At 69.9% G+C, this 26133-nt stretch carries 7 protein-coding genes; all 7 read left to right on the forward strand.

What is annotated here, in order from left to right:
* Positions 1-98: 98 nt before the first annotated feature.
* The 7 genes from F7R91_RS34255 to F7R91_RS34285 all read left to right on the forward strand — a co-directional run bounded on the left by F7R91_RS34255 (position 99) and on the right by F7R91_RS34285 (position 26063).
* The gene (locus F7R91_RS34255; protein WP_150956112.1) at positions 99-434 is read left to right on the forward strand and encodes a hypothetical protein; all 336 of its coding nucleotides are present in this window, start codon (positions 99-101) and stop codon (positions 432-434) included.
* A 64-nt stretch (positions 435-498) separates the two neighbouring features.
* Entirely contained in the window at positions 499-795 is a 297-nt protein-coding gene (locus F7R91_RS34260; RefSeq protein WP_150956115.1) for a WXG100 family type VII secretion target, read from the forward strand.
* Between the two features lie 151 nt (positions 796-946).
* A complete protein-coding gene (locus F7R91_RS34265; protein WP_150956118.1) occupies positions 947-1372 on the forward strand; it encodes a hypothetical protein in 426 nt (141 codons plus the stop codon).
* 40 nt (positions 1373-1412) lie between these two features.
* On the forward strand, positions 1413-3599 hold the full coding sequence (locus F7R91_RS34270) for a hypothetical protein (protein ID WP_150956121.1): 2187 nt from the start codon (positions 1413-1415) through the stop codon (positions 3597-3599).
* A gap of 49 nt (positions 3600-3648) precedes the next feature.
* Positions 3649-4215: a YbaB/EbfC family nucleoid-associated protein gene (locus F7R91_RS34275; protein ID WP_150956124.1), complete on the forward strand. Its 567-nt coding sequence runs from the start codon at positions 3649-3651 to the stop codon at positions 4213-4215.
* On the forward strand, positions 4208-4516 hold the full coding sequence (locus F7R91_RS34280; protein WP_150956127.1) for a hypothetical protein: 309 nt from the start codon (positions 4208-4210) through the stop codon (positions 4514-4516). Before F7R91_RS34275 ends, F7R91_RS34280 begins: the two co-directional genes overlap by 8 nt.
* Positions 4517-4637: 121 nt before the next feature.
* A complete protein-coding gene (locus tag F7R91_RS34285) occupies positions 4638-26063 on the forward strand; it encodes a WXG100-like domain-containing protein (RefSeq protein WP_150956130.1) in 21426 nt (7141 codons plus the stop codon).
* The last annotated feature ends 70 nt before the right edge of the window (positions 26064-26133 follow it).

The following is a 26133-nucleotide window of genomic DNA, read 5'->3' on the forward strand; positions in this document are numbered from 1 at the left end:
GAACCGCGACGGCCGCCGAGCGGCGGTGAACCCCGCGCCGTGAACGGCCCGTTCCCTCTGTCGGGAACCCAACCGACCGTACGATCCAAGGAGATCAGGTGTCCGACACTTCCCCCGGCCTCAAGGTTTCGTCAGCGGTACTCACCAGGACCATCAACGAACTGGATGAGCACCTCAGCACGATGGAGCGGGCCTACACCGAGTCCGAGGACATCGCGCGGCAGGTCGCGCAGAGCATGCGGTCCACCGCCGGAACCAAGTTCATCGCGAAGATCGAGAACTGGCAGCGCGGTTACCGCACGGTGATGGCCGAGTACAAGGACCTCCTGGAGGCCGTCGGCATCACCAGCAAGGTCATGACGGACACCGCCGGTGAGGCGGACGCCAACATGGACCTGTGGACCGGCGACGTCTACGACATTCTCGGCAAGTGACCCCGGGCGACGGCTCCCCTCTCCCCCGCCTCCCCCTTCTTCCTCTCCTCCGTAAGGAACGCGCATGAGCGACATGGACATGGACATCAAGCATGGCGAACTCGAAGACGCCAATGCCCATATGAAGCAGGTCGCCGCCACCATGGACTCGGCCCTGGACGCCGTCATGGCGCGCCTCGAAGCCATCCGGTCCGAGTTCACCGGTGAGGCGGCCAAGGAGTTCGCGGAGTTCAAGCAGGCCGTGCACAGTCTGGACGCCAACCTGTCGCATCAGTTCGACAAGGGCGCGGACCTGCTGGCGGACGCCCACAACATCATCCGCAACGGCGACCGCAGAAGCGCCTACCACTTCCAGCGCTGAGCACTTCCCCGGAACCCGGCCCGCCGCCCTTCGCCGGTGCGCCGGGTTCCGTGGTTCCCGGGCCGGTCTGAACCCCGGTGTGGGGGGCTTCCGTTCTCCGTGGCGGACGACCCGGACGACGGACGACCGAGATTTCGGCAGGAGAGCACTCATGGGGACCCAGAAGGACGAGAAGGTCACGTCGATCACGGACGACGTGCTGCGCGACTACGCGTGGAAGTTCGACACGCTGCTCAGGGACTTCCAGGACCCGTCCGTGATGGCCCTGCTCTCCTGGGAGAAGGGCACCGGCGACAGCAAGCTCCTGGTGGGGAACGTCAAGGAACTGCCCAGCGCCCTGTCCGTGCAGGAGGGGTTCGCGTCGCTGTGCAAGGAGCTGAACAGCGCGCTGGAAGCATTCCGCAAGATCGCCAAGTCGGCCAACCTCGACCTGATGTTCGTCAAGCAGACCTTCCAGAACTCCGACGACGAGTCCGTCGACGTCACCGAGATGTGGGAGATCCTCAACGACATCCAGCGGAACGCCGGCTCGGGCACCGGCACGGGCACCGGCAACCCCGCCCCGACCGGCAAGTAGCGCGAACGCCGACGCCTCCGGAAGGGATTCCCGAGCACCCATGGCAACCTTCACCTGGGAACAGGCCATCAAGGTCCTTCTGCCCGACACCAACACGCTGACGACCCGCGAGGCGGCAACGTCCGAGAAGTGGGTGTCCCAAGACACCGTCCACGTCGAGATCGTGACCGGCGACGGCACGTCCCTGGCCGCAAAGTACGACGTCTCTCACATCATCCCCCTCACCCACGGGGAAAACCCGCACGGCTGGTCGGACCTTTCCTGCGTGATCGGGTTCAACCTGGACTGGAAGAACGTCCTGGACAACACCCAGTCCAAGTACAACCTGTTCCAGGCCGACTCCCGCAGGGCCATCGGGAACCTGCTGTTCTCTAGCACGCACAGTTCGGGAGCCGTCAGCCTCCCCTCCTTCGACTCCGCGGCGGACGTGATCCACGGTGCCCACTCCTGGCTGGCGAAGTGGGTCCCAATCCTCAAGCGCTGGGAGGAGGGGGTCGACGCCGACGAGAGCGAGTGGAAGGGCAGCGCGGCCGGAGCTTTCAGGAAGTTCCTCGACATCGTCCACATAGAGATGAGCAAGGTCCAGCTCGACCTTGCCCAGCCCATACCCGCGGCGGACGCCACCGGCTATCCGGACACGTTCGACTTCTCTGGCAAGAGTGGCTACGAGAAGCTCATCGCCGACGCCAAGCAGCAGCTCAGCACCTCTCTCCTCGGGATGTACAACGCGCTTGACCAGTGGTGGTGGCCGCCGGGCTCACAGGAGATGGGCCACGACGCCAGCCCGGTGTGGCGCATGCGTGACGCGTTCGAAGCGGTCATGTCCAGCGCCACGTGCACCTTCACGTGGAGGTACCAGAGTGCCGGCAACAACGGCACAGGCTACTACTACCCCGAGAACCCGAAGGTCGTCGACAACAGTGGATCCGACGTCACCCAGAAATTCTGGCTCGACGGCGTCGAAATCGCCGCCAAGAAGACGTGGCTGGAGAAACTGAAGACACTCGACGACGCGGCGCAGAAATACATGAGCGCGCTGGACACCGCGTACCTGGCGCTCGGAGGATCACTGCGCGAGGGCGTCTATCAGCCCCGTTTCCAGATGCCTACCGGCGGCGGCGCGGGCCCGGACCCCGAAGCTCCCCCCGGAAAGGGCGGGGGCGGCACGGGTGGAGGTGCCGGAGACATCGAAGGCATCGGAAAGGGCGGGTCGGACGGCGACGGCGGCATCGGAGGGGGGACCGGCGGCGGCACGGGCGGTCCGAAGTCCGGGCTTCCCGACTTCCTCCCCGGCAGCGGGAAGGGCGGCGGGCCGGGGTACCAGCCGCCGAGCACCCTGCCCGGGTCCGGCTCGTCGGGCGGCGGCGCCCCGCTGCTCGACAAGAACGGCAAGCCGGTCCTGGGCGCGGACGGCCAGCCCGTCCTGCTGCCGCCGGGCTCCCGCATCGGCAAGGACGGCAAGGTCTACGACAAGAACGGCAAGCCGGTCCTGGGGTCGAACGGCAAGCAGGTCGTCGCCCCGCCCGGCGCCAAGGTGGGACAGCCGCAGCCCACCCCCGACGACCTGCCGGGCAAGGGTCTGCCGGGGTCCAACTACGACCAGATCCTGCTCCCCGAGGATGCGAAGATCCTCCCGGACGGCACCGTGGTCGACGCCAAGGGCAAGCCGGTACTCGACTCCAACGGCAACCCGTACGCGCTGCCCAAGGGCGCCACGATCAAGGACGGCGTCGTCGTCGACGCGAACGGCAAGCCCCTCAGCCGCGCGTACCAGCTGCTGACGAACTCCGAGCACGCCCTCACCTCCCGCCCCACACCGCACACCACGACCAGCGGCGGTCCGGCCGGCACCGACGGCAGACTCCTGGACCACTTCGGACGCGGAAGCGGCGGCACGGGGAGCGGCTCGAAGAACTTCACCGGCTCGGGGACCGGCGGCACCACCCTGTTCGGCGACCGGGCGGCGCGCTCCGCCGGGCTTCCCGAGACGGCCGCCGGCGCCACCGCCTCGGCCGGCGGGGACACCGGCGGGACGCACGCGTCCGGCGGTACGGGCGGCGGCACGCAGAGCGCGTATCCCCCCATGATGCCGCCGATGAACCCCGGCGCGGCCGGCGGCGCCCAGCCCAACCAGGGCAAGGACCGGCAGCGCACCACCTGGCTCACCGAGGACGAGGACACCTGGGGCACCGACACCGGCTCCGTCAGCGGGGTCATCGGCCGCTGACACCCACCCGCGTGCGACACACCTCTTCCCCTCTCACGAAAGGCGGCCCATGGCCATCGACTTCGACGGCATCATCAACGACGCGATGTCGGCCCTGCACGACCAGCGGGACAAGATGCTCGCGGCCAAACGCGAACTGGACGCGGCGACCGCGTCCGCCACCTCCAAGGACCACATGGTGTCGGTGACGGTCGGCCCCCAGGGCCAGGTGGTCTCGATGACCTTCCACACCAAGGCGTACCAGTCGATGGCGCCGGCGGAACTGGCCACCGCCCTCGTCACCGTCCTCAACGAGGCGCGGGCCGCGATGGGCCGCCAGGTCATCGAACACATCAAGGGGTTCCAGGACTTCAGCGGACACCTGCGCAGCGTGACAGGGCTCGCCGGCACCCCCGTCGAGATGGACGAACTCCTCAAGCCGCTGCGGTCGATGGCCCCGTCCTTCGACCTGGAGGAGACCCTGGGCGAGTTCAAGGCGGCCAAGCAGGAGGAGTTCGCCGCCGAGGAGGACACGACGGTCGGCCGCGCCGGTGAACAGAAAACGAAGCAGGAGGAGTTCGCGGCCGAGGCCGAGAGCCGCATCCCCACCGGAAAGCAGGAGCAGTTCAGTGGCTGACGACCTGAAGGTCCTGAGCGACCTCAAGAACAAGTTCGCCCACTACGACGACTACCAGCGCTGCCTCACCGACCTCAGCCGGGCGATCATCCAGATCAACAAGATCAACAAGGAGTCCGCGGGTCAGGACGAGATCGGCAAGACCTACCACCAGCAGGTCGACAAGCCCACCGTGAGCCTGACCGAGACCCTGGACTACGTCAACAAGCGGCTGGGCTTGGTCGTGGACGCCGGGCACAAGACAGCCGACATCATGGCCAACGCGGACGAGGAGGCCGGAAACCAGTCGAACGGCTTCTGAGGCCGGGCGGCCCCCACCACCCGGCCCGCGTCCGCGCGGTCACACCCCCACTGAACCGCGCGGACCGTCGTCCCCGTTCCTCCGGGCACAGCCGTCCGCCCGATCAGAGGACCTCCACACCATGGCCATCAACCCGCCGGAAGGGATCGCCGACTTCCTCGGCTTCGTGTCGGGCATGGAGTGGCCCCAGGCCGACGAGGACCTCATGCGGCGGGTGTCGGAGCACTACGCTTCCATCGCGCGGGACCTGGAGACGCTGTCCGGGTACGTCATCGAACTCATCCCGATCGTCAAGAACGACTTCGACGGCGAGGCCGCCGATGCGTTCCTCGTCGCCATGAACGACCTGACGGGCCAGACGGCGGGCGCGAACCAGCTGGAGCAGACGGCGGAGCTGTCCCGTCAGCTGTCCGCAGTGGCACTGAAGGTTGCCAACCAGGTCGAGTACACGAAGATCATGGCGATCCTCCAGCTGGTGCAACTGCTGGCCGAGATCCTGTTCGCCACGATCTTCTCCCCCTTCACCTTCGGCGCGTCGTGGGGCCCGGTTTCGGCGGCGTTCCTGGCGACACGCGAGGGCGTCCACCAGCTCTTCCGGTGGCTGCTCCAGACGATCATCAGCCAGACCTTCATCGGCATCGTCGGCGGCATCTTCCAGGACACGGTGATCCAGCTCTACCAGCTCGGCGCGGGCCACACCACGAGCTGGAACACGGAGTCGCTGATCGACTCCATCAAGCAGGGCGCGCTGACCGGCGTGGTCGCCGGTCCGCTGGAGATCCTCGCGCACTACGGCGGCAAGCTGCTCGGCAGGCTCCTCGGCGGCAAGACCCCCGAGTCGATCATTAGCAAGCGGGTCGACGACGTGCTGAACAAGGTCGACGACACGCTGGACGACATCGTGCCGAACCCGAAGCCCGACATCCGCACGGCCGGAACGGGGCTGAAGTCGAACCTGGACGACATCGCGTCCAAGACGGACAAGGACCTGCCGCCGATCCCGCCCAACAAGACACCGAACGAAGTAACTCCTCCCCCGGTCCCGCCGAAGACCGTCGGCGACGGTGTCCCGCCCACGACCACCACCAGCCGGCCCAGGACGGAGACGCCGGGCGGCACCACGCCCAAGGAGAAGCCGAACGCGCCGGCGTCGGGGGCGACGGGGGCTCCCGCCAAGGGCAAGGGCGGCGTGCCCACCACGAGCGAGGGCGACGTCCCCACCCCAGGCAAGACGGCAACCCCCTCCACGGACAAGCCCGATATTCCGGCCGCGAACCGGACGGAGACCATCGGCGGCCACGACGCTCCCGGCACGGGCAAGGCCGCAGCCGGGGACACGCCGACAGTGGGGACACCCGCCAAGGCCCCCGACACGTCGGCCGTCGGCCGGGTGGCAGGCGACGCCGGGACCCGGCTGGACGATCTCCTCGTCACCAAGGAGGCGCGGTCGGCCTTCGCCAAGGACGTCGGTGACCTCCTCGGCGGCGTCAGCCGCAATCTGGAGACCGGGTTCATGCGGCTCGGCGAGGGCACCATCGCGGACTCGTTCTCCAAGAAGATGGGCGACGTCTTCTCCAAGCATCTCGGGCAGGCAGGTGCCAGGGAGGCGGGCGAGGAGTTCGGCGAGATGCTGACCCGCAAGTGGGTACGGCTCGGCGCGGACCACACCGACCTGCCCGAGCTCCTCACCAAGGCGATGGGGGACTTCGGCCGGTTGGCCCCGCTGAAGAACCTCGCCGACTCGATGCCGAACCTGTTCGCCCGCTCCGAGCACAGCAACGCCCTGGCCCGCATCTTCAAGCAGGAGAACCCGCTTCAAGGCAGCCCGATGTACCAGCTCGGCGGAGCCATCTCGTCCCTCCTCAACGAGGGCACGAACGAAATGCTGAGCGAGGGCTTCTACAACCTGATCTTCGGAGACGGGACGTTCAAGGTCAGCGGCGGCCCGTTCGCCTCCGGCGTGGCCATGGGAGCGCTGAGTCACGGCCTGCACCGGGCGTTCGAACCGATCACGGTGAGGTACCAGAACTGGGTCCTCACCCACCAGCACGCCGACAACCCGCACGACAGCAAGTACTTCGGGCTGCTGCATCCCATCAACATCGCCTCGTTCGTGGCGAACATGACGGGCAACCCGGCACCGTGGCCGGTCCCGCGCCCCACATCCGAGGCGCAGGACCAGAGCTTCACCCGTGACATGAAGGACATGGTGAAGTGGGTCTTCTCCAACCCCATCACCGGCACGCCCTTCTTCGCCGACCTGCCCCAGCGGCCGGACGTCACGGTCGAGAGCGACGGTGACGGCGCCTTCACGCCCCTCGATCTGGACCTGGGTCCGTCGTTCGGCGACCAGATCGCCAAGGACCCACTGTTCCTGAACGAGCCGGACGGTGACTCGTCCACCGACGCAGGCGGGAAGAAGGAGGGTGAGAAGGACCCCGACACGGCCGCCGAGCCGGCCCAGGTCACCGTCTCGTCGGACCTCTCCTCCCTGCTGGGCGGCGACAGGGAGAGCCTGACCCCGGACCTGACGGACCAGCACCAGGACCGGGCCACAGCCCGCCCCATGACACAGAGCAGCGGCAACCCGTTCACCACCCCCGTAACGCCGCAGACGATCCCTCCGGCGCATACGGAGATGCCGGCGCAGGCCGAGCCGACGACGGGCCCCCTGCCCCACCCGCTCCAGACCGAAATAGACGAGGCCGCCGCGAACGGGCTCGACTACCTCATCCCCCACGACGGCGCGGACGACGACACCCTGCTCCCCGTCGGCGACGGCGGCGGTGACGACGACGGCAACCGCCACCCCGATGACGACCGCGGTATCGGCGACGACCAAGGCGACGGCACCACCCTGCCGGTCGAAGCCCCGGTCCAGGACATCCCCTCCGGCATCGCCGTCGGTGTCCTCTCCCCCGCCCAGACCACCGCACTCCAGGCCATCCCCCAGCGCCCCGGCGTCTTCGTCGTTGGCATGCACACCGACCCCCGCACCCCCCACAACCCCGACGCCGTCCTCAAAGCCCTCACCGACGCCCACGACGACGGCCGACTCGACGGTGTCACCGAAATCCAGTTCACCGCCTGCAACCTCGCCACCCCTGTCCACGAGTCCACCGTCAAGTCCGTTATGAGCGGCCTGTGGAAACACCGCACCACAACGGACACAACAACCCCCGACCCACTCACCGCCCGCGCCGCCGACGCCCCCGTCTGGTACATCCCCACCACGAACAGCGACACCGCAGACGGCCACCTCCTCACCGCCCAGCACATCGGACTCACCCCCGACGGAAAGATCGCCGTCGTCGACCAAGGCGCCTGGCACGTCTACAGCGACAGCGGCGCCCCCGACCACACACCCACCCGCATCACCCCCCAAGCCGACACCCTCCCCGACGACGCGGTCCGCTTCCTCTTCCGCACGCCCGCGGTCGACACGGAACATCCCGACGCCGTCAAGTTCGGCCAGGGCGGCAACGGCGACGGTTCCAGTTCCGGTTCGCGTTCCGGCTCCGGCACCAGTTCCAACAACCCGTCGAACCAGGCGCCGCCCGGCGACGGCCTGCCCGCCTCGACCGAAGACCTGGTCCGCATCCGCTACATGGAGGCGTCGCAGACGTACGAAAGACGTCTCGCCGACTACCTGTCGACGCTGGCGGACGTCCAGGAGGTGGCGCGGGTGTTGTCCCGGACCGTCTGGGACAAGCTCAAGGACAGGCCGAACGTCCACCACGAACTGGGCACGAAGAGCATCGAGATGCCCGGCGCCGTGGGCGCGGACCGGGGAGCGCTGAAACAGGTCGTGGACGCGGGCAACCTGCGCGAACGCATGACCATGTTCTTCAACTCCATCGCCTCACAGGCCCTCCCCCAGAGGGTCCAGCAGAAACCGAGCTACCCGGAATCCATCGCGAGAGAGCGTCCGCAGCGAATCGACAATCCTGACCTCGGCGACTACCGCAAGGCCGAGACGAAGATCAAGGAACTACAGAGGACCGGAGCGGATCCGCAGGAGTTGGGCAAGCTCAACGAGAAATGGCAGGCGCTGGACTCCGTCCTGCGGCCCTTCAAGAAAGCGGACGCCGTGCCCCCGCTGAGCGGGCCGGAACAGGCGCTCGCCGTGAATTCGAGCGGGAAGCTGCGGTGGATCCCCGGCGGAAGCCGTTTCACTCTCAAGATGGACACGCCGGTGCAGCACGAGAGCGAGGAGCGGGGACGCCTGGTCATGGCCGGCACATCGGGCTCGGCCTACTCCTTCCACCGGTACGCCCAGTTGATGGCCGACCGATGGAACATCCCCATCGACCACCAGACGCTGCGGCTCGCGATCATCGCCACCTTCGTCGGACAGGGCCATCACTCCCTGCCCGAGGTGTTCGCGGGTTCGTCCGCCTTCGCCGAGAACTACGGCGGCGGCACACGGCAGGACATCGAGGCCCTTCGTATGCCCGCCCCGCCACAGGCCCCGGGCCGGGACCATTACCGCGCCCTCGGTGTCCTGCCGGAGGAGGTGCTGCGCGCCCATGTCGCGGAGAACGGCCTGTTCCCCGACGAGATCGCCGAACAGTACCGGCTCCAGCTGTTCCAGGAGTACGCGGAGGCACAGTCCTCGGACGACTCCGACTCCGACGCCATGGACATCGACAGCGGGGACCCCCGGCCCAGGACGTCCTCCGGAAACAAGCGTGCTCTCGACGATGACGACGACAGGACCACGAAGTACCCACGCGACGACGGCAGCCCCGCCGTCCCCGAGGACTCCCCCCACACCCTGCCGGGGCAGCAGCTGCCCCAGGAGGTCAACCCGGCGGACCGACCGATTCCGGCGGACCGGTGGTCGGCGTGGAGGTGGACACCGGGCCGCCAGGACGTGCCGCCGCCCGCCCGGATCCGCACCGAACGCTTCGACCCCTCGGCGAACCCGGACGCCACCGGTCCGTTCCCGGGCACGGCGGACCGGCGAATCGGCGACGGAACACTCGCGGGCCGGCGCACGCTGATCAGCGCCGACGTCCAACGCTTCAACGTGCCGCCGGACGGGGACAATGCGCCTGGCGGGGCCGTGCGTCTGGTGCAGATCACCCTTCCGGTGGTCGTCGACGACTCCCACTCGGCCTCCGACGTCGCCGCGCTGCGAGACCGGCTCCAGGACCTGCTCGACACCCATGTGAACCTGGGCTTCCAACTGCCCCGCAGCCGGGACCAGCTCCACATGGAGGTGCGGCTCGACCCCGTGGCCCCGACCCAGGACGGCGTCAAGGGTGAGGACTGGGTCACGGTGAGCCGGGACGCCGGCACCGGGAACAGGTCCGACCAGCTGCACTTCCGTCTCCACGCCGACGACACGGATCCGGACGTGCGCAGCCGCGACGACGCCATGCTGCTGCACGAACTGCTGCACTACGCGGGGCTGCCCGACCGTTACCACGACGCCGAGACGCTGTTCCGGCACACGCCCGACCGGGCCGACGCGTCCGGGGTCATGGCGACGACCGCACTCCCCGACGGCACCCTGCCCCACCGCTACCTGGAGGCCATCGAGGACGTCACGGAGTCCGGTTCCGTCCTCCACGACAACACCGGTCCCGGCACATGGATCACCTCGCCGCCCGAGGCCTCGGTCCGGGACATCCCCTCCGGCATCGCCGTCGGCGTCCTCACACCCGCTCAGACCACCGCGCTCCAGGCCGTCCCCCGACGCCCCGGCGTCTTCGTCGTCGGCATGCACACCGACCCCCGCACCCCGCACGACCCCGACGCCGTCCTCAAAGCCCTCACCGACGCCCACGACGAGGGCCGGCTCGACAACATCACCGAAATCCAGTTCACCGCCTGCAACCTCGCCACCCCCGACCACGAGAACACCGTCCGAACCGTCATGAGCGGCCTGTGGAAACACCGCGCCACGACCGGCACCACGACCCCCGACCCGCTCACCGCCCGCGCCGCCGACACCCCCGTCTGGTACATCCCCACCACGAACGGCGACACAGAGGGTGGCGGCCACCTCCTCACCGCCCAGCACATCGGACTCACCCCCGACGGCAAGATCGCCGTCGTCGACCAAGGCGCCTGGCACATCTACAGCGACAGCGGCGACCCCGACCACACACCCACCCGCATCACCCCCGACGCCGACACCCTCCCCGACAGCACAGTCCGCTTCCCCACACCCGCCCTCACCGCACCACACCCCGAGGCCGTCAAGTTCGGCCAGGACGACGGACCTCCAAACCTTCTGTCCCGCCACCTGCCCCGGGAGCGGTGGCCGGCGCTGCTGTCCGATCCCGCGTCGGCGGATCTGCTCGCCGAGGTGACGGAGACCCGGCGCTCCCGGGGCGACATCTGGCACACGATGAACGCGGACACGTACCGGAAACTGCGGAACCAGCTGCCGGCCGAGGCGCGGAGCGACCTGCCGAAGGCGACCGTCGACGATGCGTTCTCGCTCTACCAGTCCGAATTCTCCGCCGCCGACAGCGCCGACGAACGCATCAGAGCCGTCGCGGACCTGATGCAGAACCTCCACACCGACGCGGAGGGCGAGCTGCTGAGGCCTGACGTCGAGATCCTGTTGCAGCGCCTGCTCCTGGACGAGGGCTTCCCCCCGACCTTGCTGTACGACAAGGCCCGCACCACGGCGTTCTGGCGGGACAACGACACCGTAGTCCTGACGGCCGAGCTGACCCTCGGCATGGCCGGCGTCCTGGACGCCGGGAACGCCCCCCTCACTGGCGAGCCCACGGTCGCACCAGCGGCGACGCCGTCCGACGAGGCCCTGTCGGAACTGCTCCCGGGGGGCCCGGACGAGCGTCAGAAGTCCCTGCTCCGCGAGTTGCTGGACAGCGCGCGCCTCCAGGGCAGTCCCTTGCACACCCTGGACGGCCACTCGTACTTCGGCCTGCGCTCCCGGGTCGAGGGCAACCCGCTGGAAGTTCCCGGCACGGAGGTACGCGAGGCCGTCGACCAGGTCTTCGGGAAGTACAGGGAAACCCTGGCGACGGCCACCACGCGCGTGGACCAGCTGAGGGCCGTCGCCGACGCGCTCCTGTCGCTCTACGAGAAGCCCCTCCCCATCGGGTCGTCCGAGACGGCCCTGACCGTCCTCTCCCGGTTCCTGGTGCCGCGCATGCTGCTGGACCTCGGCATCACTCCGATACCGCTGCCGAACAAGCTCCACATCGAGTCGGCCTGGACGAAGCCCGCGAACCCCGGGAAGAGGAGCAACCGCCTCCGGACCTTCGCGACCTCCGTCGCCGAGGCCGTCATGGCCGCCCATCCCTCCTGGGCCCGCCCGCTCACCTCCGCTCCCGAGGAGGGCGGCACGCCCGACGTCACGCCGCCCGACATCACGCCGCTCGACGTCACACCGCCGAACCACCAAGCGCCCGACACCAGCACCAGTACCGAAAACCCCGCGCCCCACGACAGCCCCGAACACCACGGGGACGGAGACGACGCGCCCGAACCGAGGGACTGGCGGGCGGAGCTGGACGCTCTCGGCACGCGCACGGCGGAGGAAACCACCGCCTATCTGGTGCTTCCGGAGTCCCCGCTCTCCATGGTGGGCCGGGCGGACCGGCTCCTGCGCACCGACGACCGGCCGTACACCACCCTCGTCATGGAGCTGCCGCCCGGCACGGAGCACTGGCTGACGGTGCGGGTCCCGGCCGGGGACGCCGTCGACACGGGGGACGGACGACTCCTCGTCGGCAAGGACCGGCTGGCGACGGTGACGCTCACCGGCCCGGCCGACACGATCGCCTCCCTCCAGGATTTCGAACGGGGTCTGCGGGGTCCGGGCAGCCCGGAACAACCTCTCCCGCTCGCCGTGCTGAGCCGCGTCGGGCAGGCGCTCTACGCCAACCCGGGCCACGACGAGCACCACACCGCCGTCTGGACGGCGAGCCGCCTGGCGTACGCGGAGGCGTCGCGCGACGCCGAGCGTGCCCTCGGCGAGTACCTCACCCACGTGCCGGACGTCCAGCGGCAGGTGCAGGCGCTGGTGGAGACGGCCTGGGAAAAGCTGTCGGACAAAGACCGCATCGCGCTCGGCACCGCAGCGAATACCGGCAGCGGCTCCGTCGGCAACAAACTGACGACGCTGGAGGCCGTCGTCAAGAACGGGAACATCCGCGAGCAGATGCACATGCTCGTCACCGGGGTCCACGGCCCCCTCCTGGACAAGCTGAAGCTGACCAAGCCCGCACCGCGGATCCTCAAGCGCGAGCGGAGCGCGGAGGGCACGGAACAGGCCAAGAAGATCCAGCAGCAGGCCGACGTCGTCCAGAACCTCGAGCGGGAAAAGGCGCGGTTGCAGAGCGAGGAGGCGAACAACCCCCGCCTGGGCGAGCTGCTGCGCGACCAGGACCACCGCAGGCGCACCGAGTTGCGGCCCGAGGAGACCGTTCCGCCTCTCAGCAGGCGCGAGCGCGACCACGCACTGGACAACGGCCGGCTGACGTGGGAACCGGGCGAGCGGCACCGACAGATCGCCCTGAAAACCGAGAGCCAGGTGACGGCCGAGACGACCGGCGGCCTGATGAGCGCTGGCACGTCCAACACGACGTACTTCACGCTGACGGTCGTCCACGAGATGGCCAAGCAGTGGGGGGTCAAGGTCGACTTCCGGCTGGTGCGGCTCGCCCTCATGGCGGACATGCTCCCGATCGGCCACCACACCTTCCACGAGATCATGACGGCGTCCGCGGCGTTCGAGCAGGACGTGCTGGCCAAGGAGCAGCGGCCCACCGGCGCCCCGCCGTACGCACATGTCCTGTCGTACACCGACGACTGGGGAAGGTTCCGCTCACTCCCGCCGCTGACCGAGAACACGCTGCGGGAGGCCATGCCCGGCGGAAGGTTCCCGGACGAGGTCGCCCTGGGGCTCGAAGCCCACGAGCGGACGCCGGACGCGCTTGCCCTCCTGCCGTCGGTGCCACGCACTCTGCGCGCGCTCCCCGACAGCGAGCTGACGCCGCTCCTGGAAGGGACGCCCGGTCTGACCGATCGTGCGGCCGGGCTGCTGCGGGAGGCGCTCGGCGACGGCGGGAACGCCAACCGCGACTGGCTCCGGCTGCACGCCGACTCCTACCTGCACCTGATCGAGCGTGTCACCCGGCCGGACGACAGGGTCCAGGACCCGCAGACCGGCGTGTGGGACGAACTCGGCTCCATCTTGGAGCGCTTGCACGAAGTGGCCGAGCCGTACGTTCCCCAGCCCGACGACGTGCGGGACAGATTCGACCGCGCCTTCGACGACTACTACGCCGCCCTGGCCGGCGACCCGGGCCACGGAACGCGCCTGACGGCCGTGGCCGAACTCGTCCTGAAGCTCCGGACCGAGATCCCTCCGTCGTCGAACACCCATGTCTCCACCGCCCTCGGGATCGTGACCCAGCGCCTCCTGGTGGACCAGGGCTATCCGCCCGCGCTCTGGCGCGAGGACGTCGGCGCCCCGGGCTTCTGGCCTGACGACGCTGCCTCGCTGGTGCGGAAGCTCGAAACGGCCATCGGCGATTTCACCCGCCACCAGCCCGTGCGGCAGACCCCCACCGGCGTCGCCGTCGGCCCCATGAACGCCGCCCAGTCCAGGGCGCTCGCCTCCCTGCCGCCGAGCCCCGGCGTCTTCGTCGTCGGCCTGCACACCGACCCGGACGCCCCGCACAACCCGGACGTCATCCTCAAGGCCCTCACCGACGCCCACGACCAAGGTCGGCTCGACGGCATCACCAAGATCCGGTTCACCGCCTGCAACCTCGCCACCCCCGACCACGAGGCCACCGTCCAGACAGTCATGAGCGGCCTGTGGAAGCACCGCGCCAAGGGAAGCACGGACCCCGACAGCCCCGCCCCCCTCACCGCGCTCGCCGCCAACGCCCCCGTCTGGTACGTGCCCGGCGGCGACGGGCTGTTCACGGCGCACCACGTGGGCGTCACCACCGACGGCAGGGTCACCGTCGTCGGCGGCTCCGCGGACTGGCGCCTCTACACAGACACCGGCACGCGCGACCACACCGCCGACGGGGGCACCGCGGTCGGCGACAGCGGTGCCCCTGTCGGCGCCGTACACCTCACACAGCACGAAGGTCCCGCTCACGGGGATGCCGTCAAGTTCGGCGGCGAGGACGGGGACACGGAGTCCTCGTCGTTCAGCCTGACCTCGGACGGTCTCGCCAGCCGACAATGGACCATTGATTTCGGCAAGGGCGAGAAGACGCTCACCGAGGAGGGCCGGACGGTCATCCGCGACCTCGCGAGGGAGCTGTTCCCCGAACTCGTCCGCCGCGCCAACAGCACGTCCTGGGACGCGCTGGACATCCGGGTCACCGCGGGCGGCAACAACCGCTTCCCGGGAGCCGCGGACAAGGTGGGCATGGAACGCGCCCGCGCCGTCTCCGACGCGCTGGCGGCGGAGATCCGGGAGCTTGCCGTCGAGCGGGACCTTGCGCACGTGGAGAGCCTGGCCATGTTCACCCCGACCACACGCGGCCGTGACATCACGGGGCTCGACCTGACGGGCGACGCGTCCCCGTCGGTCCTGCGCCGCCGGGGAACCATCCTGGCCGAACTCCACCCGCTCCAAAGGGTTCTCGAACGATCCGACACGATGAACCTCAACGAACTGGCGGTGTTCCAGCAGCTGGCGGACCTCACGGACTCCCACCGCATGACGTTCTCGCTCGACGAACTGGTCGGCTCGCGGGTCTACGAGACCTCCGCGGCGACTCCCCTGGACGAGCACAACGTGGTCTTCCGGCTGGAGACCCAGGAGGCGGACCGGAGCACCAGGCGGGACTGGGCCTCGGGCCTGGTGACCTTCACTTCCGACACCCGGGTCGAGGTCGTCTCGTTCGAGTCGACGGAATCGGGACGCAGCCTGGTGACCCTGCGCGAAGTGCTGCCCGACGACCGCGAGGACGGGCCGCTCGACGGGCCGCCGCGGGACGCTCCGGTCCTCGGTCTGCCCGGCGTCGCCTACGCGGGGCCGAGCCGCCCCTTCGACTCCACCCTGGTCCACCGCAAGGACGAGACGGAGTTCACGGAGGAGGTCACGGAGGAGGTCACGGACGAGACCACGGGCGAGACCACGGGCGAGGTCACGGTCGAGACCAGGACCAAGATCGACAGCCGTTACGAGTTCCGCAAGGCGCTCTACATCCACCGCGGTGAGGTGGAGGTGGAGATGACGGAAAAGGGGCCGCGCGTCCGCTTCTACACCGCGGTCACCAACCAGACGCCCCTGGTGATCGACAGGGAGTCGGGAAACGTCACCGCCGAAAGGTACAAGGACATCCAACAGGATCCGGATACCGGCGAGGTCGTCGTGGCGACCGGCCCGAACATGGGGGGAACCCTGTGGACCGGCATCGGCACCCCGGCGCGCGCCGTCGCCTGGGCCATGAAGTACAAGGCGGAGAACCCGGACGCCAACAGGCCGCTCATCCGCTCCTACCTCGTCCCCCTGCACGTCTACCACCAGATCACCTCGACGGCGATCCCCGAGGGCGACGTCAACTCGCTCGGCGACGTCTACCGCGGCAGCGAGTCGCTCGTTCCCCAGGGACTGCGTGACCCCCTCGCCGTGCCGTCCACCTCCGCGGAGGCGGCCTACCGCAAGAGGTGGGAGGCGCGGGAGAAGGGCTCCGCCCCCGACCCGATCGACGGCCCCACGCCACTCACCGACCGGACCATCAACACCGACCAGCCCGGCGAGCGCAACCAGTTCGGCATCCGGGGCAGCCACCTTGCCCTGCTGCGCGAGAGCATCCTGCCGAACTCCCTGATCACGTACTACGAGCGGGAGGACAGGCAGGACCTGACGCCGGAGGACGAGGGCGCGGCGCACTCCAAGAACGGCACGATCCTCCACGTCGACAGCCTGCGCGACCGTCTCGGCATCCCGGGCGTCGGCGCGCCCCAGCTGAAGTCCGACTACAACCCCTGGGTCCAGAACAAGAAGCACGTCAACAGCTCCGACAAGCTGAGGAACATCTCCAACCAGCTACGGCAGTTCTATTCCACGTGGCAGCAGTCCCGGCAGCAGCCGGCCGACCGCAGGCCGAGCCTCCTCGTGGACCCGGACGCGACCGTACTGGCCTACGACAAGCGTCTGGACGCCCTGGAGAAGTTCCTCAAGGACCACAACGAGTACCTGCGGGACGAGAACGGCGCCGACCTCACCTTCGAGTTCCTCCGCGTGCCCGACCACGACGCCATGTCCCCCGCCGAGGCCGCCGCCAAGGACACCGTGGAGCAGTTCATGGTGGACACGGTCCTGACTTGGGCCTCCCACGCCGAGATCGGCTACCTCCTCTCCCGTCAGCACCAGGAGGTCAAGGGCGACCGGAACGTCAGTGACGCGCCGCTGATGCACGACTTCGACGAGATGCGCCGGCGGCGGAAGGAGGACGTCCGCGTTCAGCTCAGGGCGGGCGAGGACCTCACCCGGCTCTGGCGGGCGGGCGAGCCGACCCACCGGCTGATCAACCGCCTGATCCGGGACTACCCCGAACTCTCCCTCCTGTACGGGGAGATCTGCGCGCCGAGCGAGAGGTACACCTTCTTCCAGCACGCGCAGATGGTCCTGGGCCAGTACCTCAAGCTCGCCCACCGCGACATGGACGACGACCGCCGCGTGGTGCCCGTGGACGCGATCGTCAAGGCGATCCTCTTCCACGACATCGAGAAGGCGAACTCCAAGGTGATGTACGGGGACGACAAGGACCCGGACCAAGAGCCGGATCCCGAGGAGAAGAAGCCGAAGAAGGGCCCGAAGAAGAAGGAGCAGCACGACTACGAGGCCGAGCACCGCGGCGCCGTCGACCTCATGAGCCGGTACCGCCACCTGTGGGGCGACGTCGACAACGACAAGGATCTGGCGCGCACGTACAGGGCGGCCGTCATGATGGTCGACTCCGACCCCCTCGGCTTCTACTACCGGAAGAAGTTCCACGCCAAGGACCCCGGCCCCAACCGCGACGCGGCGTTCCACTGGATCGTCTCGGCGTACATGCGGCTGCAGGGCAAGCCCCTGGTGACGTCCGACGGCACCACGCGCTACCTGGCCACTCTGGACGACGCGGACACCGAGGGCATCCGGAGGCTGTTCCACGAGTTCCACCAGTACTACCAGGCGGACTTCTCCTCCTACACGAAGTACAGCGGCTACCACGACTACGAGGCCCCGGAGAAGTCGAGGCAGGGGCAGACCCTGAGCCCGGAGAACCCCGGCGTCTTCGAGGCCGCTCCCCGGCAACCCGCCAAGGAGGCGACCGGCAAGGAGACGTTCACCCAGCAGTTCGTCTCCGACGAGGACCAGGATCCCCTGGACCCGGGGAACCGCTACGGCACCGGTCCCAAGATGGCCGAGACCTCCCCGGTGGGCGAGACGCACGGTCTGCGGTTCGTCTTCGACACGAAGTACGAGACCATGTACGCCGAGATCGCGAAGATGTTCGCCAGCGACGAGGACGTCCGGGTCAACTTCCGGCGCGTCGGCGGAGAGCGCATGCGCTCCGACGCGAAGGCGCTCGGCGACGAGGCGAACGCGAAGGCACCGGCACCCGACGCGGTGCCCCCCGGAAACGACAACACCACGCCGGCAGATCAGGAGGGGAACAAGGGCGCGCCCGTCGACCTGCTGGACGACGGGGACGACAACCTGCTGGGCTTCATGGAGCTCGGGAACGGCAAGGTCCCCGTCCCCGGCACTCCCCAGTCCTCCGCCGAGCGGATCGACGAACTCGTCGCGTCGCTCACCCTCTCCCACCAGGACAACGGCACCCACCACCTCGTCGACCCCGACACCGACCCGGCCGAGGCGGACCGGATCCGCGGCGCCGTCGGGCGGTTCCCCCGGGACGACCGGTTCTTCACGCTCGCCAGTCACGTCGCGGGCACCGACGGCGCGCCCACCTGGCGCGGGGAGCGGGTCACCGCCCATGAACTGGCCGTCGTGCTGTCCCGGCTCGCCGACGACGGGGTGTGGGACACCACCAGGCCGCTGCAGTTCGCCGCCTGCGGTCTGGGCGAGAACATGGAAAGGTCGTACGCCGCAGACACGCTGCGTGCGCTGCGGGAGCTGCGGCCCGACCTGCCGCTCACCGCGTACGCGCCCCGGTCCACCCTGTGGTTCGTGCCGTCGGTGACCGGGCCGTTCACCACGGACACCACCGGTCCCGGCCACACGGCCGTGGCCCGGAAGGTCGTCTGGGGCACCGACGGTACGCCCCGCCTCGTCCCCGACCACTGGGTCAGGCTGTTCCTGCCGCCGGGCAGGGACGCCGCCGTCGAGACGACGCTCCTCGGCGCCCACATGCCGCCCGACGGCCAACTGTCGCCCGACGACGGGCCGACGACGACTGCGGCGCCCAACGGCTACCTCACCGACGGCGGCGACACGTCCAGGGACTTCTCCGAGGCCGTGCCGTTCGGGCAAACCGGCAACGGCGAGGGCCCTTCGACGTCTCAACAGCAACAAGAGCCGCTCGAACCCTCGCCGGTGAGCTCCACTGCCCCGACCCCGCGTGCGCCCTGGTACGTCGGCGAAGGCAAGGCGCTCGGCGACGGGCGGGTCGTGTCTGTGTCCGGTCACGCCCAGATGGAGAGGGACCTGAAGCTGGCCGGGGCCGAGCTGAGGAACGCCGGGATGGGCGCGGAGACGGCCGCCAAGGTCATGAAGCGGCTGACCCCGGTCCTCTCCAGCACCGACGCCGGAGACTGGAACGACTTCCTTCGCAACGGGGCGGTCTTCCACACACGCGGCAAGGTCGTGATCGTGACCGCCCGGCCGGACGACCTCACGCACCACGCGGCCCAGCCCAAGGAGCAGCTCGCCCCGTACGCCTCGCGCAACCAGGCCGTCACCAACCGCGCGGTGTCTGCCGGCGGCAACCTCTCGGCGGCAGGCGCCGTGGACGCCGCGGTGAAGCTGGCGAACATGACGAACGTGACCGGGACGGTCCCGTCCGTCAAGGTCCAGGCGGGCACCACGTACGCCACGTCCCGGACCGCCACGGCCGACACCCAGGGCGCCGGGCGGACCCTGCTCAAGGAGATGCACGAGTTCGACGGAGACGTACGCGTCCAGGTGCACGTGCTCGACAAGGACACGACGCGCAAGGCGGAGTTCGCCTTCCCCCTGCGGCTGCGGCTCGCCCTCCCGGAGGGGACCGACCGCTCGGGCGACGGCAGGACCTGGAAGGTCGTGGCCCCCGAGGCGCTCAAGTCCGTGCCCTCCACCGTCAACGCGATCGCGCCGGGCCCCCTGCTGACCGATCTCGCCTCGGCCATGACCAAGGCGGGGTACGCCCCGGACGTCTCCGCGGCGTTCGTCTCGACGGTCGCCACGGACCTCTTCAACGAGAAGGCGCTCAAGGACGCCAACCAGTGGTGGAGCACCGGGAGCCTGACCTCCGGGGTGTTCTCCGCGGGCGGGTTCCCGAAGAAGTCGACGGTGGGGCACTTCGTGGTCGGCGCCGAGCTGACCGGCCTGCGGCGAATGGGCCTGACGAGCGGGAAACTGCAGGTGCGGGAGGACTTCTCCGACGCGTTCGGCGTCAAGTCGAGCAGCAAGTTCGGCGACAAGTCGGGCCTCACGCTGGGCGCGTCCTTTCTGACAAACCCCGACGGTCCCATGGTCGTTCCGAGCGTGGAGCTGGCTCTCAACGTGGCGCGCTCGCACAACTCCGACGTGGGCGGCTCGGACAAGACCAAGGTGAAGGTCAAGCACGCCGAGGAGAAGCAGGTCGAGTACCACGCGACCGCCCGGTTCCACGTGGAGTTCATGTCGTCGTCGACGCGGACGCCGCTCTCGTTCGACTCGACCTTGGAGCTCGCCGTGGGCGTGCCCGCCTCCCAGGCCGGCACCTTCGAGGCTGGGCTGCTCGGCCCCGTGCCGACGGAGTTCGTGCCGGACCGGCCGCGCCCGGACGCCCCCGCGACCCCGACCCCGTCTCGCCTGCGGCTCATGGGCCAGGCCGTGCGCGCGCTGCTGCGGCTCGCCCGCCAGGAACCCTCGGCGAACTTCGACGTCGGCGCGGCCCGGCCGTTCCCGAGCGGCGGGATGCCGGACCCGGCGGGTCTTCTGAAGATCGCCGGTCGGCATCCGATCGAGATCGCGACCTCGACCGGCACGCTCCCCGACGGGCCCGTGTGGACGAGGCTGCGCGACCACTCCCGGGTGACGGTCGTCCCCGGTACGGATGAATACTGTCTCGCGGACGCGACCGCGCCGGAACCGGCCTTCCGCTACCACGTGAACGCCGCCGGGGAGGTCACCGCGGCCCAGCGCCTGCGCACCTCCACCTTCACCGAGCTGTTCGGACCGCTGGAACCGGGGGACGCAGGCATCGCACGGCTCACCCGGCTCAGCGCCGACCGGCCCTGGCTCGGCTTCGCTGTGCTCGACGACTCGGAAGTCCCGCTTCACATCCCCGATCCCCCTCGCGAGGGCGGCCCGGTACTGACCGTCCTCAAGGGCGGCGGCGGAGCTCTCGACGTCCAGGGCGCTCTGCGCCACCCGGTCGAGCAGACTGTCCGCAACCTCGCCGCCACCGACGCCGCGGCGGCGGAGCAGCCCATGCAGGTGCTCACCGACCTCGTGAGCGAACTGGAGGACTTCGCCGCCCGCCGCCGCCTAGTGGAGGTACGGATCGACGCGAGGTACCGTGATCGCGACGCGCTCACCGAACGTCTCGCCGGCAATGCCTACCTGAGCATCCGGGACGGCGACGACCCCCGGCAGCCGGCCGCGTACCTGATGAGGGTGGACGAGAACGGCGCCCTGCTCGGCCCCTTCCGCCAGCGGGACTTCGGCAGCGATCCCCTCGAACCGCCCGCCCTCGCCTCGCGCAACGGCCTCGGCCCCGGTGTGGTCGGCGAACTCCCCGGCTCGGAGCAGGTGTTGAAGACCGCGCTCGACTGGCTCGACCGGCACCTGGAGCGGACCGGCCTGAAGAAGCGGCTGAGCGAGGAGGAGTACGCGCAGTTCCACCGGGAGCTCACGGCAGCCTTCGGCACGACCGGCATGCGGGCCCGCTTCCCCAAGCTCCTCGGCTCCGGCGTCCCGCTCGTCCTGAAGGCGGGCAACCAGGAGCTCCGGCTGCACCTGCGCTCCGAGTTGCTCGGTCTGCGGGGCGAGCCCGTGAAGAGCGACCTGTCGCTGACCCGCTCGGTGACGCGGAGCGCCAACCAGACCGTCGGCGTCGGCGACCAGGTGTCCGTCTCGGCCACCGCCGGCGCCACCGTCCGGGTCGACACCCGCGAGAAGCAGCGGTTCGAACCCGGGAGCAAGGTCGGCCTCACTGTCACGCCTTCCAACGTGAAGAACTCCGTGGCCACAACCGTGAAGGCCTCCCGCGAAAAGGAGACCAGCGGACCGCACACCGTGTTCACCTACACGGCCGTCCACCACCTGACTGCCACGGTCCACGACGCCAAGGGCAACCAGGTGTCCGGTTCGTCGCTGCGCATCGAGGGCGACGACGTGTCCGCCGTCGTGCGCGTCGGCGACGACCACCTCGCCAACGACACGACCGCTCACCGAATATCCACGGGCTTGGTGACGGAGTTCCTCCTGAGCGACGACCCGGACTGGCTCGGCAGGGCCGGCGCCACGGAGTTCGTCCTTCCCCGCGACGGCCTCGGCGGCATCCATCCCGAGTTTCTGAGCGCCCGTCTGCTCACCCACTCCGTGGTCGCGCTGGTCGCCGAGCACGGCGGCGCGAGAACGCCGAAGCCCGGGGACGAGGAGTTCGACCGGCACTCCGGGGACACGGTCGGCGCCCTGCGCCGGGGCCTCACCCCCGAGATCGAGGACGCGCTCGCCCCACACTTCCTCCAGTCCCGATTCGAGCAGCTCACGAGCCCGCACGGCGCGGTGTTCCCGCTGCCGCCGGACTCCTCCGGCCGCGCACAGGCCCTCACGGTCCGGCTGCGGCTCGGCGAGCCCGTGCACGAGGGGACCGGTACCGGGACCAACCTCACGTACACGGCGGAGACCGGCACCAAGTCCAGTACGGGCAGCACCCGTTCGTTCGGCTACGGCGGCGGCCTCAGCGTCGGCGGCTACGCCTCCCTCGCCGGGAAGTCGGTCAGCGCGAGCGTGTCCGCGGAAGCCTCCCGGACGCACACGAAGGCGCGGACCGTCGCCTCGGCCGGCACCGGGACCTCGACGGCCACGTACAAGGGCACGAGCCACCGTTACCGCGCCGACGCCTACTACGAGATCACCCACCACACCTGGCAGCCCGACGGCACCTTCTCGACCACCCCGTCGGGCCACTCCACGGGGAAGCGGTACGTGAAGGTGGAGGGCGGCGTGGAGCTGACGGTCCCCGACCACCAGGCCCGTGTCCTGGGCATGCCCGACACCGGCCCGCGGCCCGCCGTGCCGCACGGACCCCGCACGTACGTCGACGCCGACCTGGCAAAGGCCGTCTCGCACGTGGAGAAGCTCGGCGCGGACATTGTGCTGACCGAGATCAAGAACCTGCTCGGCACGCTGAAGGGCATCCCGGACCACCTCGGCGACGACGTCCCCACAGACTTCTCCCTCGCTCTGGAGACCGTGTTCTCCCCGGAGGCCCTGCGCGCCAACTTCGCCGCGCTCAGCACCACTTCGGTACGCCAGGTGGTCAAGCTGCGGCAGCCCGGGGGCGGCACCCGGATGATCGGCATCCGGGTCACCGCCGAGGTCGGGGACCCGAGGTACGAGGGCCCCCGCGACCAGGTCACGCTCGCCATGGGCGACACCGCCACGCGGTCGACCGCGTCCGCGTCCGCGGTGTCGGACAAGGGAGGCGGGCAGCTCTCCCTCGCCCTCAAGGCGACCGACGCGAACGGCCTGTCGCGCGGCGGGGCCAAGATCGGCGCCGGGGCGGACACGTCCGTCGGGCGCACCAAGACCGTCACCGTCTCGGAACGCGACCAGCACAGCTTCGAGGTCACCGGCACGGCGCAGGAGTTCAGCCACCCGGTCTCGTACACCGTGCAGATCTTCGAAGGCTCCGAACCGCACCAGCTCATACGGCTGGCGGGGGCCGCGCTCAATGCCCCCGTCCAGCTCATCGACCGGGCCACGGACGGCCGGGCCGGACGGTGGTTCGCCGAGCAGTGGGGAGGCCAGTGGGAGAAGGTCTTCCCCTCGGGCCACAAGCCGGCGGGGACGAAGACGATCGAGGACCGCGAGGTCCGGCTACTGGTGCCCGACCACCTGACCCGCGCGGGCGCGACGGCCCCCGCCCCGGTGGTGCCGGTCGGCCGCGTCCGCCCGCAGGGCCCCACGGCCGTGACCCCGGAGGTCCAGAGGCTCACCAAGGACCTGGCCCCGGCAGTGCAGGCCCTCTCCCTGCCCGGACTCGGCGGGATCGTGAAGTGGCTGCCCACCGCCGCGGCCCTCCCGCGCCGGGTCGCGGAGAACGACACCGGGACGCTCACCCGCGAGGACCTTGCCCCGGCGACCCTGGCGGGTCTGCGGACCGATCTGCTGACGACCGAACAGAACCTGCGCGCCAACATCCGGCAGCTCCTCGACGGCGGCTACACCGTGCCGGTGGCGGACGGTGAGGAGGTCACCGTCCGGATGGTTGTCCGCCGGACCCGGCACCTCGCCTCCGCAGAGTTCGACTCGAACGTGGAGACGGAGGTGCGGGAGCAGGAGACGGAACGGGAACGGGAGAGGACCACGCTCGCCTGGTCCGGCTCGGTCGTCCCGGACGGCCCCGTGCACACCATGGGCTCCGGCACGCCGGAGGGGCCCGGCGTCGCCGGCGTCACCACGACCCTGGGCGGGTCCTTGGGCATCGGGGGCGAGCACGGGCACAGCCTCAGCACGAGCCGGAGCGAGACCGTCGACGAACGGGACAAGAAGAAGGGCACTCAGCACTACTACAAGGCCGACGTCACCTGGGTCCTCACGGGCAGTCGGAGAACCACGGTCGAGATCGAGGTCGACGGCGGCCTGATCGGGCTGCTCCAGGACGAGCCGGCCGACGGCCTGGCGGACAAGCACGAGGGCTTGTTCGAGCGGAAGCCTGACCCGGAGCCGACGCCGGAGCCGACGCCGGAGCCGACGCCGGAGCCGGCAGGCGAGGGCGAAAGGGAGGGCGAGGGCGAGACAGCCCCGAAGACCGACACCGAGACGGACCCGGATGTCCGGACCGAGGGCCAGGAACAGGACCAGGACCAGGGCGAGGACCGGGACGAGAACCGGGGCGAGGACCAGGGCAAGGACCGGCACGAGAACCAGGACGAGAACCAGGACCAGGACGAGAACCGGGGCGAGCACCAGGACGAGAACCAGGACCAGGGCGACGACGAACTGGACCAGGACCCCGGCGAGAACCGGGAGGCGGACGAGGCCGAGGACCAGGACGAGGGCGCGGGCGAGAACCAGGACCAGCGCGACGACCGGAACCCCGACGACGACGGGTACGAGGCCGACGACGAGGACGAAGGCGACAGCGACGGCGAGGACCACGGCGAGAACCGGCACCAGGACGAGACCGAGACCCAAAACCAGCACGACGACCAGAACCCCGACGACGACGGATACGAAACCGACGACGAGGACGGGACGGAGGCGGGTCGGCCGTCCGTCGTCGTCACCCTGGCCGCCGACATCGACACCGACACATCCACCACCCCTCTCGACCCCACCCGCCCGGCACCCCCCGCATCCGTACCCACCGTGACCATTACCCCGACCACCCACACTCCCCTCGTGTCGCCCGCCCCCGTTCTCCGGGTCACCGAGTACGAGGCGGTGGGGACGGTGTCGCGTCCCCGCCGGGTCGGAGAGACGCGCATGGCCGTGCCGGAGGGGCTCGAACAGATCGCGCTCACCCTGAACGGACCGCCGAGGGACGCCGAGTCCTTCCCCGTGTACCGGCTCGAGCGGCCGGTTGGTACGGCGGAGGGGCGCCCCGCCCTCCAGGTGTCCGACGACCGCCGGTTCGCGGTACCGGACCAGCGGGGCGGCGCCCAGGAGTTCTACGCCACGGCGGACGCCGTCGCGGAAGCGCGGGCCCGGCTGCTGCCCGCCGGGACGCTGCTGGAGGCCGACCCGGAGTCGTACGTCCGCTTCATCGTGGACGGCGTCGAGCACACCTTGCTACGGGTCACCGTGTCGGGTCGCGACCCCGGCTCCGTCCCCCTAGTGCTCGCGGGCGACGCCGACGGACATCACGTCACGCTCCATGACGCCGGGCGCGACCGGCGGGACGCCGACCTGCGGCACGCCGTGAACCAGAACCTCGCCCACTACGGGCCGGATCTGGAGGCGATCGCGGAGGCACTGGAGCGCGACCACCCCGGGCGCGCCGAGCCCCGCACGGCGCTGGCGCGCGCCCTCGCCGACCTGCACCGGTTGCGAGAAAACGGGGCCGACCCGGCCGCCCTGGCGCGGGCCGAGGCCGAGGCGGTGCGGGCCTTCGCGGCAGCGGCCACGGACGGGTACGGGTCCCCTGAGGACGACTGGCAGCTGCGCCTCGGCCGACCGCCCGCCGCCACCCTGCCGTCCGTGGACTGGTCGTTCTGATCCGCCCGCGCCCGGTCTGAACCGTGCCCGGCGTTCCGTGCGTTCCCCCGGGAGCGTACGGCCGCCGGGC

Origin of the sequence: Streptomyces luteolifulvus (genome assembly GCF_008806595.1) — a bacterium.
Taxonomy (GTDB): Bacteria; Actinomycetota; Actinomycetes; order Streptomycetales; family Streptomycetaceae; genus Streptomyces; species Streptomyces luteolifulvus.

Bases quoted from the DNA above. Each gene is read 5' to 3' on its own strand.
- F7R91_RS34260 (WP_150956115.1), top strand. From the start codon at position 499: ATGAGCGACATGGACATGGACATCAAGCATGGCGAACTCGAAGACGCC.
- F7R91_RS34265 (WP_150956118.1), top strand. From the start codon at position 947: ATGGGGACCCAGAAGGACGAGAAGGTCACGTCGATCACGGACGACGTG.
- F7R91_RS34270 (WP_150956121.1), top strand. From the start codon at position 1,413: ATGGCAACCTTCACCTGGGAACAGGCCATCAAGGTCCTTCTGCCCGAC.
- F7R91_RS34275 (WP_150956124.1), top strand. From the start codon at position 3,649: ATGGCCATCGACTTCGACGGCATCATCAACGACGCGATGTCGGCCCTG.
- F7R91_RS34285 (WP_150956130.1), top strand. From the start codon at position 4,638: ATGGCCATCAACCCGCCGGAAGGGATCGCCGACTTCCTCGGCTTCGTG.